The organism is Pseudoalteromonas luteoviolacea, assembly GCF_001696455.1.
Taxonomy (GTDB): Bacteria; Pseudomonadota; Gammaproteobacteria; order Enterobacterales; family Alteromonadaceae; genus Pseudoalteromonas; species Pseudoalteromonas luteoviolacea_C.
Window position 1 is genome coordinate 1,656,322 of record NZ_MAUJ01000001.1, and the last position, 16,908, is coordinate 1,673,229.

17 protein-coding genes are annotated in these 16,908 nt (G+C 40.6%); 8 read left to right on the top strand and 9 right to left on the bottom strand.

The window, feature by feature from the left end; all coding sequences use genetic code 11:
• Positions 1 to 29: 29 nt before the first annotated feature.
• From A7985_RS07000 to A7985_RS07015, 3 genes are all read right to left on the bottom strand, one after another.
• Positions 30 to 1,565, bottom strand: coding sequence for a mannan-binding protein (locus A7985_RS07000; RefSeq protein ID WP_141685280.1), 1,536 nt, complete (start codon positions 1,563 to 1,565; stop codon positions 30 to 32).
• Positions 1,566 to 2,234: 669 nt separating this feature from the next.
• Positions 2,235 to 2,783: a hypothetical protein gene (locus A7985_RS07010; protein WP_065789697.1), complete on the bottom strand. Its 549-nt coding sequence runs from the start codon at positions 2,781 to 2,783 to the stop codon at positions 2,235 to 2,237.
• A gap of 83 nt (positions 2,784 to 2,866) precedes the next feature.
• The gene (locus A7985_RS07015; RefSeq protein ID WP_065789698.1) at positions 2,867 to 3,742 is read right to left on the bottom strand and encodes a LysR family transcriptional regulator; all 876 of its coding nucleotides are present in this window, start codon (positions 3,740 to 3,742) and stop codon (positions 2,867 to 2,869) included.
• Between the two features lie 93 nt (positions 3,743 to 3,835).
• On the opposite strand from A7985_RS07015, the gene A7985_RS07020 reads away from it, so the two are divergent.
• Both A7985_RS07020 and A7985_RS07025 read left to right on the top strand, forming a co-directional pair.
• Positions 3,836 to 4,468: a hypothetical protein gene (locus tag A7985_RS07020; protein ID WP_065789699.1), complete on the top strand. Its 633-nt coding sequence runs from the start codon at positions 3,836 to 3,838 to the stop codon at positions 4,466 to 4,468.
• A 9-nt stretch (positions 4,469 to 4,477) separates the two neighbouring features.
• Complete coding sequence (locus A7985_RS07025; protein ID WP_065789700.1) at positions 4,478 to 5,107, top strand: LysE family translocator; 630 nt, start codon at positions 4,478 to 4,480, stop codon at positions 5,105 to 5,107.
• A gap of 340 nt (positions 5,108 to 5,447) precedes the next feature.
• Here the strand turns inward: A7985_RS07025 and A7985_RS07030 are convergent, their stop codons facing one another.
• The 3 genes from A7985_RS07030 to A7985_RS07040 form a co-directional block, all read right to left on the bottom strand.
• A complete protein-coding gene (locus A7985_RS07030) occupies positions 5,448 to 5,771 on the bottom strand; it encodes a hypothetical protein (RefSeq protein WP_065789701.1) in 324 nt (107 codons plus the stop codon).
• 331 nt (positions 5,772 to 6,102) lie between these two features.
• Positions 6,103 to 6,513, bottom strand: coding sequence for a hypothetical protein (locus tag A7985_RS07035; protein WP_065789702.1), 411 nt, complete (start codon positions 6,511 to 6,513; stop codon positions 6,103 to 6,105).
• A 174-nt stretch (positions 6,514 to 6,687) separates the two neighbouring features.
• On the bottom strand, positions 6,688 to 7,002 hold the full coding sequence (locus A7985_RS07040) for a hypothetical protein (protein ID WP_065789703.1): 315 nt from the start codon (positions 7,000 to 7,002) through the stop codon (positions 6,688 to 6,690).
• 306 nt (positions 7,003 to 7,308) lie between these two features.
• On the opposite strand from A7985_RS07040, the gene A7985_RS07045 reads away from it, so the two are divergent.
• From A7985_RS07045 to A7985_RS07055, 3 genes are read left to right on the top strand one after another with little or no spacing between them, the layout of a single operon-like run.
• Positions 7,309 to 8,070 (top strand): metalloregulator ArsR/SmtB family transcription factor, encoded by a 762-nt coding sequence (locus tag A7985_RS07045; protein ID WP_065789704.1) that lies wholly within the window; start codon positions 7,309 to 7,311, stop codon positions 8,068 to 8,070.
• 11 nt (positions 8,071 to 8,081) lie between these two features.
• Positions 8,082 to 9,104 (top strand): ACR3 family arsenite efflux transporter, encoded by a 1,023-nt coding sequence (gene arsB, locus A7985_RS07050; protein WP_065789705.1) that lies wholly within the window; start codon positions 8,082 to 8,084, stop codon positions 9,102 to 9,104.
• Positions 9,105 to 9,124: 20 nt separating this feature from the next.
• On the top strand, positions 9,125 to 9,613 hold the full coding sequence (locus tag A7985_RS07055) for a phosphatase domain-containing putative toxin (RefSeq protein WP_065789706.1): 489 nt from the start codon (positions 9,125 to 9,127) through the stop codon (positions 9,611 to 9,613).
• Between the two features lie 28 nt (positions 9,614 to 9,641).
• On the opposite strand, the gene A7985_RS07060 is transcribed toward A7985_RS07055, so the two are convergent.
• Positions 9,642 to 10,529, bottom strand: coding sequence for a LysR family transcriptional regulator (locus A7985_RS07060; RefSeq protein WP_065789707.1), 888 nt, complete (start codon positions 10,527 to 10,529; stop codon positions 9,642 to 9,644).
• 100 nt (positions 10,530 to 10,629) lie between these two features.
• Between A7985_RS07060 and A7985_RS07065 the strand changes: the two genes are divergently transcribed.
• The 3 genes from A7985_RS07065 (at position 10,630) to A7985_RS07075 (ending at position 14,687) form a co-directional block, all read left to right on the top strand.
• Positions 10,630 to 11,766, top strand: a complete 1,137-nt coding sequence (locus A7985_RS07065; RefSeq protein ID WP_065789708.1) for an FAD-dependent monooxygenase — start codon at positions 10,630 to 10,632, stop codon at positions 11,764 to 11,766.
• 140 nt (positions 11,767 to 11,906) lie between these two features.
• A complete protein-coding gene (locus A7985_RS07070) occupies positions 11,907 to 12,893 on the top strand; it encodes a hypothetical protein (protein ID WP_065789709.1) in 987 nt (328 codons plus the stop codon).
• A gap of 30 nt (positions 12,894 to 12,923) precedes the next feature.
• Positions 12,924 to 14,687: a hypothetical protein gene (locus tag A7985_RS07075; protein ID WP_065789710.1), complete on the top strand. Its 1,764-nt coding sequence runs from the start codon at positions 12,924 to 12,926 to the stop codon at positions 14,685 to 14,687.
• 214 nt (positions 14,688 to 14,901) lie between these two features.
• On the opposite strand, the gene A7985_RS07080 is transcribed toward A7985_RS07075, so the two are convergent.
• Both A7985_RS07080 and A7985_RS07090 read right to left on the bottom strand, forming a co-directional pair.
• Entirely contained in the window at positions 14,902 to 15,453 is a 552-nt protein-coding gene (locus A7985_RS07080; protein ID WP_065789711.1) for a GNAT family N-acetyltransferase, read from the bottom strand.
• A gap of 474 nt (positions 15,454 to 15,927) precedes the next feature.
• Positions 15,928 to 16,863 carry a TolB family protein gene (locus tag A7985_RS07090; RefSeq protein WP_065789713.1) on the bottom strand — a complete coding sequence of 312 codons (936 nt, stop codon included), beginning with the start codon at positions 16,861 to 16,863 and terminating at the stop codon, positions 15,928 to 15,930.
• Positions 16,864 to 16,908 lie beyond the last annotated feature (45 nt).

Consider the following 16,908-nt stretch of genomic DNA (forward strand, 5'->3'; position numbering starts at 1 on the left):
TGATAGCGTGAGCGCCTTGCCCTCCTATACTATTCAACCTCACAGCCGCAAACAGAACCAGCAGAGCGATTTATATTCGTCCAGTTTCCATTCCACTTAAGGTAACCTCTGGCATTTTTACATGTCCCCTTACGCTCTTTATCGTTATCTGCGGACGGGTTTCCTCCACAAATTCGTGCTGCTTGCGCGTTAGATGGGATTTGGCTAATCGCATTAACATCAGCTGCTTTGCCTTGACCAGTAATAATATCAATAAAACTATGACTCAACTTTTGGCTCGTAATATTATTGCTCATGGACTGGCTGGTACCTGAATATTGGTGACATCCAAAACAGTTACTTGAAAAATTGTTATTCAAATTAACATGTTGAAAGTCGGTTTCAGCAACACTATTAGCCAAACGCAGAGAACCTCGTTCATTTGGTACACCAATACCACCAGAGCTTTTAGAGGTATCACTCACCCAGATAGCACCAACATTAAAATAATTATTCAAAATTTGCATAGGCATTGGGGCGCTTGTAGCCGATAGCGACCCATACAAATGCGAATTCTGAGATACAATGTTGGCTAAGTTTTCAGCGGCTTTATGATCACCTGAAGCGGTACCATAGGGATAAACCGCGCAAATATTAGTGGGTTTACCCGTTGCTGGACCATTGGTCACTTTTGGTTGATTAAATTGACACGCATTATCGCTTTCGGCACTGCCAGGTAAACTTGCTGTACATGATTGGCTGGCGAACAACCATGGCGTGTCTTGAGTACCCTGAGCATCACATGTGGGTGAATTGGTGTTATGTTCATAGGTTGCCCACACAAATTCGGGATGATCTGTTGTGGCCACAGCAATATGCATACCTAGCAAACCCAATGTCTGCGATTTGCCCTCTATGATTTGCTGCTGAGTAACAAACTGATTAGCTTGTTTTTCACTGTCACTAAGTACCTTCCATGCGAACTTTAACTCAGTGGTTCCCGAAGGGAAGTTAATAATGTTGCGCTTTGCCAGCTCTACCGCGCTAGCTGGCAAATCACACAAAGATCGGTTAAATCTTACATCGTAATAAACAACGTTACCGTCCTGAGCATATATCGTAGAGCCTCCACCTGCTTGACCTGTGGAAATCGAAGATTTTTGTAACGATGTACGCAAAGTCTTTGGGCTTTTTATATCATCACAAGAGTTAGCTGGACTGCCTATGGCATCATCATTAAATTCCAGCAACGGATAGTGAGCATTTACTTGAAAATTGCGCAATGACGCATCTTCTGATGATGGTGACATCAAGTATAAATATGCTTGAGTCGAAAACTGATAAAAGTCGCAAAAGTTTGATGAACCATCAGGACCACTCTTTTTGACTTCAATAGGGAATGAAGGGTTAGTGATCCATTCAGGGTCAACTAAGCAATCATAAGTGTTTGAAGGAACGCTAGTAATATTATTTGAGGATGAATTGGCGGAAGATACCGTATTCCCTGAATTATAACAGGCAGTAAGCTGAGTTACCGAGAACACCAAGGCACCTGTTAATATGAACTTGCTAAATTGTGTTTTCATTGCAATATCCCAATTTTCATGTGGCTGCGCCAACAATAAATGATTCCATATCTACTGATATATGAAGGTTTAGATACGCTATAAGCCTTGCACTGATTGAAGGGAAAAGGTATTACATGCAATTACAATTAATCACATTTACAGATTGAATGCAGCTCTCTGCATTGACTCACTCATCAATAGAAACGACCGCAACCGTCAAATAGGCGTGTACGGCAATTGGGGGAAAGCAACAAGGAATGAAAAAGTACCTAATATTAAGCGCTTTAGATTGGCTTTATACTGCCACCGAAGACTTTATTAAAATATCCAACTACAAATCTTTACCAAACCAAATAAGATGATGAAAACCAGCACGATAGAATACGCTATAACAGCCATCAATCTCGCGTCACCGTCTTTACAGGAACTTGTTAGCTTTTCGACCATAGATACTCTAATCGCTCCTCCTCTAAAAAAACTTATAATATTTGAGGCACAATAGAAATATACGAGTGAAACAAAAATCAAACTCAATAAATCTGACGCTTGAAAGTCAACAATCAAACTTCCAACATAAATCAGGTACCCTAACGCAATTGTGAAAAATATTTTTTTATTATTCATCTTTAGTGGTATCTACCATAGGTACTATCCAACTCGGCCAAAGGAAAGTCTACGTATGAATTTTTATTTTGATTTATCACAGCGCTTGACGAATGATGAATCTATAAATGGCACTGATTTCTTTCGACCATCTAGCCAAAATGGTGCATGATGAACAATGTAAGAAGAAGGGAGCTCAACTTCAATAGCCCGACCATTTAAAACCACCTCGCCTCTCACAACCCAAAAACGCCCTACAGTTCCCCATCCATGATGTACTACTCTTGTAATGACGATCTTTTCACCAGAATCAAGATACCCCAACATTGACCTTTGCTTTTCAAAAGCGAGCCTGTCAAACATATCTTTGTCGAATGAAGAGCTGATTTGCACATACGCGTCCCAGCTTTTAGGAAATCCACCTTCCCCAACTACCTGTATGCCATTGCAAAATTCACTATTGTTGTTAATTCCTGTCAAATCCGCACACCTTCCTTCGAACACAAAAGTTGGCTTTTTCATGTAAAAGCATTGATTAGTCAAATGAACCGCTTCTTTTGAACCAGTGTAATCTATTGAAGAAGTACACCCCCCTAATGCTAACGCCACTATACAGATAGCTATTAATCGCATATAAGCTCCTATTCATTCTGCTTTTACAGCGAGTGTTTACTTTCCCAACTCCACCGGTTTAAACACAATCGCAGACAGCTATATCAGCCCATTTTAAGGTCTTCTAGTAGCTGATTTAACCAAGATGGCGCTGATTCATGGCTGAGCAAATAAACTTGCTCGGTGTATTCTAAATTTTCAGAGCACTCAGGCAATTCACATAATTGCCATTCTCTAACAATGTAATCAGGCAAATATGCCAACGCCAATCCGCTTTTAACGAGTTGACCAAGTACGGCATAGTCGTTAACCACCCACTTTATATTCCTACCTACTTTTGGTGCCAGCCAACCATCACACCCTATTCCTCTTTGCTCACCGCAAAATGGCGACGTATCAGGCGCTGCAAAGGGATATTGAACTAACTGTGTTGAACAGATGCTTTTGTGCTTTCGCATTGGGTGGCTCTGTCCCATAGCTATTTGCATCGTTAGTTCGCCGAGCTTTGTTAAGTGAATATCATTTGGCAGATCTTTTACAACTTCTCCTGTTACGATGGCTAGATCCACTTCCCCTGCGAGTAATTTATGCACAGCATTTGACTCATATTGCGTGTCAAAAATTAACGTAATGTGCTCATTCGAGTTGGTTTGACGTGCTAAAACGCTTGCCCATTTGAATTGCAAAATACTCGAAGCTGCAACAACACATTTAATGGCGTTACTTCCTTGCGTTAACTGTGTTTTGGTATCTTCGGCTAAATTGGTCAAAGCCACAGCTCTAGGCTGCAACATCAAGCCATGTTCATTTAAACGTAATGACTTGCCTACTCTGTCAAACAACTTAACTTGTAAAGAGCCTTCTAACCGCTTTAAAGATTTTGATAATGCACTGGGTGAGGTATCGAGGATCTGGGCAGCCTTTTGCAAATTCTGTTGCTGCGCGATAACGATAAACTTGTGTAAATCAGCTATTTCCATTTTGGAATCTATAACCACAATTAAGAAACGATTTAGAACTAAAAATAGCATACTCTAAACTACCTCTAACACTTTTTATTTTGATAGCTTCCTATGAAAAACGTTTTTATTGGCTTTTTACTGATTTGCATTGGTAGCGCTGTGCGAGCGCATGACCATTCTATAGGCTTACATGGTATGGTTTTATTTTCAGTTGATGATCGCATATATGCCTCCCACCTGCCGATGCCAAGTGGAAAACACGCCGTACAATTTATTTTTGAAGCGCAGCTGCCAAACCAATATAGAGCGCAATTAATGCCTTTTTTAAAAGCGAATACGCTGGTAACCGTCCGACCAGAGACATTCTCTCTAAACGAACTGAGAGCTGGCAGCCTCACGCAATTTTCAGGCGATATTTTTATCGGTCACTTTGAACGTACAGGTAAAGTTAAATATACGGACATCACATTTCATGTTCAAAACGTCTTGTTAAATAAACCTGTGAGTACATCACAACAAAACGGGCAGTTTTATGCACTTGGACTTGGCAATAACACCTGTTTACTCGTACATAAAATTGGGAAATCTCCGAGTTTTGATCAAATTGCAAAAGCCCAATGTGACTATGATGCAGGGCATACAACTGAGCAAAGCAGCTCAACAAACCGACCATTTACAACATTTGAATTGACTGATTTTGCAAATCCTGAAACGCTATACTTAGAAACCAGTGATTTTAAATAAGGACTCGCTATGCCTTCACTAGAAATACTCGCGGCCTTTTCTGTCGTTTGCTTTTTACTGAGTATTACCCCTGGCCCTTCAATTTTGTACATTATGGCGCGCAGTATAAGTCAAGGCCCAAGTGCTGGAGTATCAGCAGCAAGCGGGATGGCAATTGGCTCTTTTGTATATGTAATTGCGACGGTACTAGGATTAGCTGCCATTTTTAAATACTCCCCCATTGCTTACACAGGATTAAAAATTGCTGGCGCTGTGTACTTAGTATACTTAGGCTGGCAATACTTTAAGCCAAAAGAGCAAGCAGAGAGTAACCCCTCACTTACCAAAGCAAATAACTTTGCCATTATGAAACAAAGTTTTGTAGTGGAGCTCACAAACCCAAAAACAGCGTTGTTCTTTTTAGCTTTTTTACCTCAGTTTGTGACTAACGAAGGTGCGCCAGTATCTGCTCAGCTAATGGTGCTCGGTGTGGTATACACTCTAATCACCCTTTGCTGTGATATTTCTATCGCACTGCTCTCAGGCAAAATGGGGAACTGGCTTAACCAAAAAAGTAATCAGAGTCAATGGCCGGACAAACTAGCTGGCTGTGTGATGTTTACGTTGGCCGGCGTGATAGGCTACGAGAGCACAAAATAAACACATTAGTGGCTATTTTTTATTATGGTAAAAGTGATAAGCCGAAAAAGATTTATCTTACCATGTTGATAAGTATTGCTCTTCATATAAGAGCATACTCCCTCAATTCTGATGAATCTTGAAACGGTGATTCCTAAGCCTTTAATCAAATAAAGCACAATTTCATCGATGTCTTTGAGTCGCTCTACAATATAAAGCTAAGGGCACTCAATCTTATGACTAAACTTCAATTAACGTATAACTCTAAAAACAGCCGGTGAGAAATCGTTTCATAAAATGAGTAATTTAAGAGCGCAGGCTAGCATTTTTGCATCCGATGCTGAGAAAATTATTATATTTTTTAATACGTCCGCACTTTTAATATATCAAATAAGACTTTTCCACTTGTGCATTCAGCCCCAGATTTATTATGTAAAGTAATTGTATAGTTGTTTGCTAAAGCTGTGTTTAAAAGCATTAGGGTGTTCTGTAATTCTATTTCACTTTGTACATTAAGATAGAATCGTTCACCTTGACAATCATCTTTGTGAGGTTGATGCATTATTTCAACCATAAGTTCACGCCCATCAACTAAAGTTATTTCTTCGATTTTTCCTTGAGCAACAAATGAGTTAGCGTGCACATTAAAACTACAAAATAATATTAGAACTAAAAAGGCTTTCACTATGGCCCCCTAAAAAACTTCGATTAACAGGTTAATAATTGCGGACTAAAATTGAGCGAAGCGAAAGCGCTAAAAATTTAATATCCGCTTTAAAAACTTTTCATGCACGGCAATTTAACTTTCAAGAAATAATGCACCTATAATCAACAAAACCACAAAAAATCATGCAAACTCCTAAAAATACTAAACATGACAGATATTAATACTCCATTTATGTCTTCGTCAATTTGTGTATTTCCAAAGTTGTTAGGTGCGGCTACAATGGCCTTCTTTAATTACTTTATGCATGCGCCATTTTAGTAGGTTGGCTTTCCTTGGCTTTATAACTCTTCTAATTCCAAGGTACAGTCCTCAACTCAGATAGCTTATACCTTTCAGGTACAATACACGTTACGAATTTATTTTCTGATTCATTTAACTTACTATAATTTAAGTAAATGTATGCAGAGCTAAAACTCTTATCTGACATAGAAAGGTTGGTTTGATAGTAACTGCCAGAGAACTCAAGTGTCTCATTGAATTCCAAATCAACAATCAATTCCTTTTTTAGCTCTAAAGTAACTCCCTTAAGGTAGTAGCCATTAAATTTTTTTTGGGTAAAAATTTCAAAATCACTGTAATCACTATTCAGCTTCACAGTTCGCATAAAGATATTTAATTTGTCATTATTACCTTCACAAGCAAAAACATTACCAATCATAGTAAAGTAAGCTAAAAGCACAGTTAAAATATTCTTTTTCATTTTTGTCACTCGTTATTAACCCTTTCTAGCTACTCGCCAGAAACACAGTACATATGAATCAATAAAAGGTGTATAAATATAGAATAGTAGATACACGACACCCATCTTAATTTATACCACAACTACATCTCGACATGTTTCAAAGCAGAAACAAACCACTAAAAATTGCTCAATTCACTTTGTAGTCCATTCATCCTCTCTAAGTCGGCTACGAACAGCCCTTTCCGCATCCCTCCAACCAGCTATTTTTTCCGATAATTCGTAGCTGCTGCATTTAGTAGTCGCGCCATTCGCAAACTTACCACCAGTGAGAGAACCCGCCGTACCTCCAATTAATGCGGCAACAATTGTTCGACCAGCAATTGCCTCAGACTCAATACTATCCGTATCAAACCCTGCATTACCCATTGCCATTTTGGTAAAGCCTGCAGATACAAATCCATGACCAAACTTTCTGCCAGAAGCAACTAAAGTAATACCGTCAACCAAGGCATGACTTCTTGCCCACTCTAGTTGCTGCGCAAACTCAAGCTACCCGAAATCAACGCCTTGGAATTTTGCGGCCCGTCAAATCGACAAGCACTAAATAGTACTTAAATTCAATTGGCAGCCCTTTTGGCATGTGCTTTGTTGGGTTACCAGCAAAGCGCAAGGTGAATTGGGTTGTTTACCTTCTTTCTGCTCTTTGCGAAATTTATAAACACTTGTGATTCTAAAAACCGCTTGCGAGTAGTACATAACAAAGTTAGCATATAACAAATTTGTTATGTACTAACTTTTGATAAAGGCACTGATGTGAAAGTTTTGTTTTTATGTACCGAGAATTCAGCTAGGTCTTTAATGGCAGAAGTACTGTTAAAACACCATGGCAAAGGGCAATACGAAGTGTATAGCGCAGGTACTGAGCCCAGTGGCGTTGACCCTCGTACACTGACAGCCATTGGGCACTTTGGTCTGAATACCGAAGGCCTCAATTCACAACATATCGATGAGTTTACACACATGCACTTTGATTACGTCATCACTTTGTGTAGTAGTGCGACCAAAGAATGTGAAGGTAGAGTCAATGGCGTAAATTGCTTAGCGTGGGACATAAAAGAACCGAAAACACGCTCTGGCGACAATCCATTTGAAAAAACACTGCAAGAGATCAACGAAAAAATACAATCCTTATTGCTAGAACGTGCACCACAGCCACCAGCAACAGTTGACCCAACTGCTTTCTTTAAAGCAATGGCAGACGAAACGAGGTTGAAAACCTTACTGATCATTGCTGTGGAAAAGGAAGCCTGTGTTTGTGAACTTATGACAGCTCTGGATGAGCCAAGTCAGCCTAAAGTATCTCGTCACTTAGCACAATTGAGAAAAGTCGGCATCTTATCCGACAGAAAATATCATCAGTGGGTGTTTTATTCTCTCAACCCAACCTTACCTGAGTGGATGAAACACACCATCACTTCGACAGTCATAAACGAACCCCGCTTTATTGAGCAACAACTCGCACGACTCAATGCGATGGGCGATCGCCCGACTCGTTTTTCAAATCTATGTAGTTAAGAGGTATTTTAATGGGTATTTTTGAGCGTTACCTATCTGTATGGGTCGCGGCAAGTATTGCACTCGGTGTGGGGCTCGGCATTGCGTTTCCAGCGCTTTTTGAAGTCGTTGCGTCATTGAGCATCTCTAATGTGAACTTGGTTGTTGCGCTTTTTATCTGGGTCATGATTTACCCAATGATGGTGCAAATCGATTTCTCTACGATTAAAGAAGTAGGTAAAAACCCGCAAGGATTGGTCCTCACGATTGTTATTAATTGGTTGGTTAAACCCTTTTCGATGGCAGCGCTTGGCTGGCTATTTTTTGAGGGTATATTCGCTAATTATGTCTCTCCAGAAACCGCTCAAGAATACATTGCAGGTATGATTTTACTGGGCGTTGCGCCCTGTACTGCCATGGTGTTTGTGTGGTCTCAACTGACCAAAGGCGATGCCAATTATACTCTGGTACAAGTTTCGGTAAACGATGTCATCATGATTTTTGCGTTTGCGCCTATAGCGGGGTTGTTGCTAGGCGTATCAGATATTCATGTTCCATGGAGTACCTTATTTGTTTCAGTGGTGTTGTATGTACTCATGCCGCTTGTAGCAGGTATTTTCACCAGAAAAAGACTAAATAACTCAGGCAAGAATGACGACGCAATAAATGCTTTGCTCTCGAAGCTCAAACCTTTTTCTGTCGTTGGATTGTTGGCAACGGTGGTTTTGTTGTTTGGTTTTCAAGCCAACACCATCATTGCGCAACCACTTAATATCGTGCTCATTGCAATCCCTTTAATATTGCAAACGTACGGTATTTTCTTTATCGCATATTTTGCAGCACTGAAACTCAAGTTAAAACACAATATTGCAGCCCCTGCATGTTTGATAGGGACTTCTAATTTTTTTGAGTTGGCTGTAGCTGTCGCAATATCACTGTTCGGTTTACATTCAGGCGCAGCGCTTGCGACCGTGGTTGGCGTATTAGTAGAAGTGCCAGTTATGTTATCGCTGGTTGCAATAGTGAACAAAACCAAGCACTGGTTTAACCCTTAATTTTTAATTGAGAGATTTGTATGCAAACTCACCCTTTTGACAAGTTAACGTTAGACAATGGTACAACATTTATCTTTACTCCCTGCCCGGGTACGAAGGAAGTCGCACTGGAAGCATCCGTGCGTCATTTACAAGAGGCTGGTGCGCAAGCAATCGTCACGCTAATGTACGACACAGAGATGCAAAAACACAACGCTGAGGACTTGCCAACGGCTTGTGAAAAGTTAGGGGTGCAGTGGTTTCAACTGCCTCTACCAGATGATGACGCACCTAATGTTGACTTTACACAGGCGTATAACGCCAATATCGCCGCGATCATGTCAATATTAGAGCAAAAAGGCACGCTTGCTGTGCATTGCAAAGGTGGCTCAGGCAGAACAGGGCTAGTTATTGGCCTACTTATGAAGCAGCAGGGCTATGAAAACGAGCAAATCATCAAGCAGGTGCAACAAATCAGGCCCAAAGCCCTAAAGCATCCTACTCAGTTGGCGTTTTTTAACAACTTCTAGCCTCTAATCACGGTGAGCGTACCAACGCTCACTCAAGCTGTTTAATCGCCAATTGCACGTGCTCGATGAAGCGTTTCACCTTGACTGGCACATGCTTTTTACCTGAGTAAAATGCGTTTAAAACCAAATCTTCTGGCTCATTGTTTAAATTTATTTTGACAAGTTCACCGGATGCAATCTCAGCAGCACATGCATGCAGAGGTAGCAATGCAAAGCCAATCCCCTTCAACGCTGCTGACTTTGCCATATGCCCACTATTAACTTTAAACCGAGATTGTACGTTTAGTGTGATGTTTTCTTTAAATCGCCATGGCATCCCCTGCATAACAGAATGTGTTGTAATACAAGGCTGTTTACTCAGTGCTTCGAGCGTATCGATATTTGTGTGCTTATCTAGTAACGAAGGCGCTGCCACAACACAACTTGCCCAGCGACACATCTCCTTTGCAACCCAGCCAGAGTCATCCAATTGCCCCCGATTAAAAGTAAGCACAACGTCAAATCCATCTAGCAGCCCCTCTTTGGGATTGAGCTGTGTATCACAACTAAATCGCAATTGCGGATGGTTTACAGCAAACTCAGCAACTATATCAGCCATAAAAGGTAAATCTGGGGTCATTACTTTAAGATGACCTGCGACTACCTCGCCACCCTGCTTAGCCGAGACTAAGGCTTCTTCTATGGCTAATAAGTTCGGCGTCAAGGAATCAAACAACATCTTACCTGCAATGGTTGGGTGCATCTTTCGTGTCGTACGCTCTAATAAACGTACGTTCAATTGCGCCTCTAATAACGCCAGATGTCGACTTACATTGGAAGTCGGTAAATGTAACTTTTCAGCCGCCAATTTAATGCTGCAATTTTCGTAAATCGCTTTAAAACTGACTAACCACTTTATTTCTATCTCTTCAAGCACCCTTATTATCTCATTGAATAGGATTGTGAAACCTAAAATATCATATTTATCCCAAATTCAGTGTTTGAAATAATTTCGCCAACAGACAAGAGGAATAGATATGAAAATTAACATTGCAATTGTAGGTGCTGGCGTAGCAGGATTAGCGCTCGCTATTTTAGCAACCGAGCACGGACATAATGTCACGGTATTCGAGCAAAAAAATACCCTCGCTAGCATAGGTGCTGGGGTTACTTTATGGCCAAATGCCACCTTTGTGTTAGACCAACTGAACCTGTTAGAAGAGGTGATGCAAATCAGTGGTAAGCCGCTTACGATGTGCAGTATTGATAAATATGGGAATGCGCAAACCTTAATGAATATTGAGCAATTAAACAAAGCGTGTGGCTACCCCAGCTTGACCATTTTACGACAAGACCTGATGCGAATCTTGTATCAAAAAGCACAAAGTTTGGGCATTAAAATTCAATTTCAATATCCAGTCGACAAACAATCGTTGCATTTGTTCATGGACCAGTTTGACTTGGTTGTCGGCGCAGATGGCAGAATGCGCTCAACAACGCGACAATTGATGTTTGGCCAACATTACCAACCTCAATATCAAGGGTTCATTAATATTGTTGGTACGAGCCCCCTGAGCACCCAACTCGCTAACACAATTATTGAGTATCGTGGTGGCGGCCAGCGCTTTGGTATCGTGCCTTCACATCCAGGGACCTGTTACTGGGCAGCAGCCTGGCCGGAGCCCTTAAACCAAGAGAAGACCTCGGTGGATTGGGCCACAGAACTAACGCATCGCTTTAAAGATTGGCCCAATGCAATTCGACAAGCAATTCAAAGCCGCTATTTAGCAGACGTTAAACCCATATTTTTACATGACCTTGCGCCATTACCTCACTGGCATAACAAGAATCTTTTATTGATCGGGGATGCCGCTCACGCATCTTTACCAACATCAGGTCAAGGTGCATGCCAAGCCCTCGAAGATGCGTGGCATTTGGTTACAGTATTAACCCATGATCTACCACTAAAAAAGGCACTCAAAGCCTTTTATCAACGCCGCATTGAAAAAACGACAGCCGCTCAGGCCGCTGGTAGGCACATTGCAGCCCAGACCTTTTCTTCTGACGATACCGAAATGGTAAATAGGACATTGCCTGATACTAATCAGCTGAGTCAATTTTGGATGCAAGGGTTGACCTCAGATCCAGCGGTATATCAGCCACATTTAGAGTAACCCACATTTTTAGATAAGGGTTTAGAGTAAAAGTTGAGTGTTAACTTAATTTAAATAAAAAATCGGTTTCCGGTTGTGTAAAATTCAAACTATCGTAATGTATTAAGAAATCTCTATAACTCATCAAAAAGAAATCGAATATGGAAATATTTTCAGTCATTGTGGCAGTGTCACTCACTATGTTTTTGTTTTCTTCACTGAGCTCTATGTTAGTTGAATTAATTAATCGTAGATTAAATACTCGCAGCCGGAAGCTGAATAACATGCTCCATACATTCTATGAAGAAGAATTAAAGCCCTACGCAAAAAATGATGAGCAAGGGGCCGCAGACAAGTTTGTGCGTAATATGGATAAGAAAGATAGCAAAGAGCAAATCAGTACTTTGGACTTTATGCGTGGCCTAGCACAAACAGACATTGGCTATCAGATCTATACCAGTATTGAGAAAGATGCGCAGTACTTTTTCGATGATATTGCGTACAGATTTGAAGAGTTTGGCGAGCGATATAGTGAATACTATCGACAACACGCCAGAAAGGTGAATATATGGGTGTCTATTTTTTTGGCCTTTGCCATGAATATAAACCTCATTACCATTGTCGACTCACTTCAGTATCGAAATGGCGTCAGTGAATCATTGGTAGCAAAAGCACAAACACTCGTGCAAGAGACGCATAATCCAGACACCTCCGCTAATTTGCAATCGATGTTAGCTGAAATTAACAGCTTACAAATCCCCTATGGATGGCCAAAACAGCCCTTTATTGACAATGAAGCAAAGCCATTTGATCTTGAGGCATATGTCATGGCATTTCGAGACTCAATTCTTATGGGAGTTGAGCAGTTTGGCTTAGGGTGGTTAATTTGGATAGTAACCACCCTCGTCACGGGCATGCTAATTGGGTTAGGCTCTCCGTTTTGGTTTGACGTGTTAAAGCGGCTTTTCTCATTTAGTAAAGTGGCCAATATAATGTTTTCAGCCAATAAAAATATAGCCAAAGACAGCCAACCACAACAGCAAGCACCTGAGCCGTGGCAAGTATTTCAACACAGTATACAAGCACGAGAAGCGCAACAAACATTGCTAGAAAATATTAAAAGTAGCCAAAACAAATCCGATTCATAAAACAATAATAGCAATTTTAAGGATAAGAATATGGCTGATGACAATGCCAATAGCCAAGATGAAAAACCGCGCCTTATCACCCGGTTTAGACTTGTGGGGCTATCAATATTTGGCGCACTGGCTGCATGTGTTCCCTTATTTGGCGAAGGCTACATTAGCAATGCTATGAATTACTTTGTTACCGGTGGGTACAAGCCTGAGGCCGTTATCTCAACAAACAATGAACAAGGTGTGTTTCAGCTTTTGGATACTGTCGTTTTTGATGGCAAAAAAAGTACAGCTGGTGCGGGTTCGCTCTCACAAATCACCAGCCATCACCTTACGCTCCACTTTCAAAATGACATTATTGCAAGCTGTGAAGCTGATACTTGTAGTCATACTCTCACCAAACCAGGTGTTTACGACATCGAATTGACCATTCAAACAAACGGTCCATTTCATGATCAAGATAATGAAAGCGCCAAGACCACTATCTTTGTTCGCGATAAAACCATCGAAAAAACACAGCTAGTCGAAACCGACTTAGATATCAAAAAAATTATCGCGGCACTGATCGCTGAATATGCGAACTCAGAGAAAAAATTGCTTGAAGATCTCAACTATCGTGGCTTAAGTGAGCAGCTTAATAACCCCTACTTAGCCTTGCAAGCATGGGAAAATTTAGAGGTTTATAAAACCCAATCAATAGTGCTCGGTCATAATAACTTTGCCCAGTCCATGGCTGCCTTAAAAATGGCATTAACGTCCATAGACTCTCTTTCAGTGCAACAAAACTATTACTTAACAGAACATCAACGACACTGGAAACACGTGGAGGAAGAAGCAAACAAGGTGTTATGTTCGCTTGAACCGGCTTTAATGAGTTGCTCAAACGAAGACCAGAATAATATCAAAAAAACTGCTGACAACGTGGACGATGACACGACTCCCCCCTCTGATAACAACGATGAAAAACACGCTGGCACACAGCATAATAGTAGTGGTGATCCAAATCTAAAAAATGCAAAGCCACTAGAGTTTGCCACACTTAAACCAATCAAGTTACCTACCGCCAATGATATAAAAGAGTTTATGCAAATTTACTTTTTAACCAAAAAAGCGGGTGGTAACTTTGCATTTAAAACTTTCGATAGCATGCCTACTGGGCCCATGTTTGGGGAGCAACTCTCCCCTGACTTAGTACAGCAGGAACCCTTTATCGTTACATTGAAAAAGCGCACCTTTTTCGGTCGCTACCTGTGGTTTAAAATCACACGGCCAACACTAGCATCATCAAACAATCAATCTGGTGAAATCTGGTACAGTTGGGAAAACATCAATACTGAATCTTACCAATCTTGTGAACAGACACTAAAAGCCGACAGTAATGCAGCTGAAGCACCGGTCACGAGCCAGATATATGATTTAAATAAAAACAGAAGGTTTTGCCATGAATGGCATGGGACGAATATCAAATTAAACAAAGGAAAGCCTTACTGTATCTCGGCCAAAGCTGCTGAGAATCATCCCATCTCGCTAAATGCAGATACAAAAAACACCACCGTGAATGGGCTCCCTATCGATCAAAGCAATGACAATGACAGCTTTTTGCACAATAAACAAAACCAAAGCGTCAACATTGGGAAACTGATCGGCACGATTGGCACAAGAAATGGCATATTTGAAATCGGTGAGCAACTATCATTTATTGCTGAAAATACGGGCGTTTTATATCTGAACCTAAACGACCGCTCCCCCGAAGATAATAAAGGGAAAGTCAGCTACTCAATAATGGACACACTCTGCGAAGGCTAGCTTTGTCTGTCTTGCATATTGCGCCTCAAATTCAAAGAGGCGCTTATACATATCTAAACATATCCTAACCTGAACTGTCAGACTCGAAAACTAAGTTTGATCAAATTAAACCGTCGCGCAGGTGCCATAAGCGACTAGACGTGATTACCCCGTTAATGTAACTCAGGAATTTAGCTCAATTGATTACTATGACGAGGAAACGGACAATGTCCCTTTAAATCTCCAGAATTTCAGGCTTTAGCAAAGCGTACAGGAGACTCCCCAAAAAATGTTTGTACATCGCCTCTATCTCTTCTTTAGATATCGTCCCACCACGTATAAGCATTTCTTGTCTTTCAGCGGGTTCCTTCACAATATACCCTGTAGAACTGAATCCATTTTTTGCATAAAAAGCTTTACGTTTAATTCTCTGTTGAAAATTATCTGCTGAATCGTCAAGCTCCTCAATGTTCAAAACAACTCTTTGCTCGGAATATTTATCTTTCATCGAATCCATAACCTTGCTTCCGTAGCCATCAGAACGACGCAACTCTGATATTGCAAAAAATTTTACAAAGACAATATTTTTATACTCTTTAACATAAATAAATCCCACCCAAAGGTCTTGATCATATAGAGCGTAAAAACCCGCTTTACCATTTCTCATTCTATATTTAACAATCCAAGGAGGTAGCCGTTGAGTTTTTGGAAAAGCTTCAAAAAAAAGGTCTATAACTTTTGAGTAGTTAGTATCATGCTTGGTTAGAGGTTCGAATTTGATGGTCATATGTTGTATCCACAAATAGAGTGATATGGTTCGAGAATTAAGAGGTAGTCACTATTGAGTAATGAAATGTTATGGTGATTCGGTTCAAATGCGATTATTGATACTTTAACTGCTAAGCTTATATAGATTTCATTAACGCTGACAACCAATCGAATGTTAAAACTGTGGTGAAGACTTTTAAACCGATTAAGCTCAGAAATAATAATATCAATACAGCCTTCATTTTTTTACTTCTCACATTTTTCCAATATAAGCTCTTTGCTTTAAATTCATTTTTGATATCCTCAAAATTATCTTTCATCAACCGGTCCCTAAGCTTTCTCATTGGTATTGACTAGAACAAAATGTCAGCCAAGTTGCAAACAGTATGTTGTAACAAAACTTGAGGTGAATTGCGCCTGCATGGTCGCGTGAGGAGTGGTTTTATCTCACCACTCCCAATCATTAATTCAAACATCTCACTTGAAACGAATTTTACTGATTAGTTCGAATAAGGTTTTCTAAGGCTTGTGCGTTTACATTGCTGACACTGCTGATTTGAGAGCCATTATTGAGTATTTTTTGCATCGCACTGCCATCTCGCCTCATCTTGAACACATCTAAAAAGCCTGTTTGGTTCTCAGAAGTAAAGAAGATGTGTTGACCGTCAACCGACCATGTAGCGCTCCAGTCCTGCTCCTTGTTAAAGGTCAAGCGTGTATGATTCTCTCCTTTGACATTCATGCTATAAACTTCTTGATTACCATCTCGATTTGACAAATACACTATCTGGCTGCCGTCTGGAGATAAACTCGGTGCTCGATTATCTGCGTCGTCATGGGTAAGCGTAACAAACTCACTCCCATCTAAATTTGCCATTGCTATTTGGCTAGGTTTTGCATGCGTATGAAATAACACTTTCGTGTTACCAACAAAACTTGCCCCCCCTCCCAGTAAATTAGGAAGCTGGCGTTGCTCGCTGCCATCGGGCTTCATGGTCCATATTTCCTCTTGCCACTGACCTTTGTCATTTTTGTATTCTCGGGTGAACATAATGGCGTTGCCATCTGCCGACCACGAGGGGGCGCTGTCCCATTTATATTTGGCAGTGGTGAGACGCTTTAGATTGGTACCATCGATATCAACAACATGAATAGACCAAGTTTTGAATTTATCGTATTTACCATAAAAAGCGATATGTTGACCGTTTGGGGAAACCGCTGGGTAACCGTCGGCTTTTGTCGCATTGACGACTCTTAATCGCTGTTGACCTGACTCATCACTCAAGTAGATAGAACGATTTTTTGACTCCAATGAGGAGTAAACTAGTTTATAAGGCGTTGAATTAGTACTCTGTACTGCTGCGCAACCGCTGAGCAATACACCTATTACTACACAACTCGACAATAGGTTAAGTGTTGTTGTTTTCATACATCTCCTGTACACCGTTTTGGCATGATTCAGTCTGAACCAAAT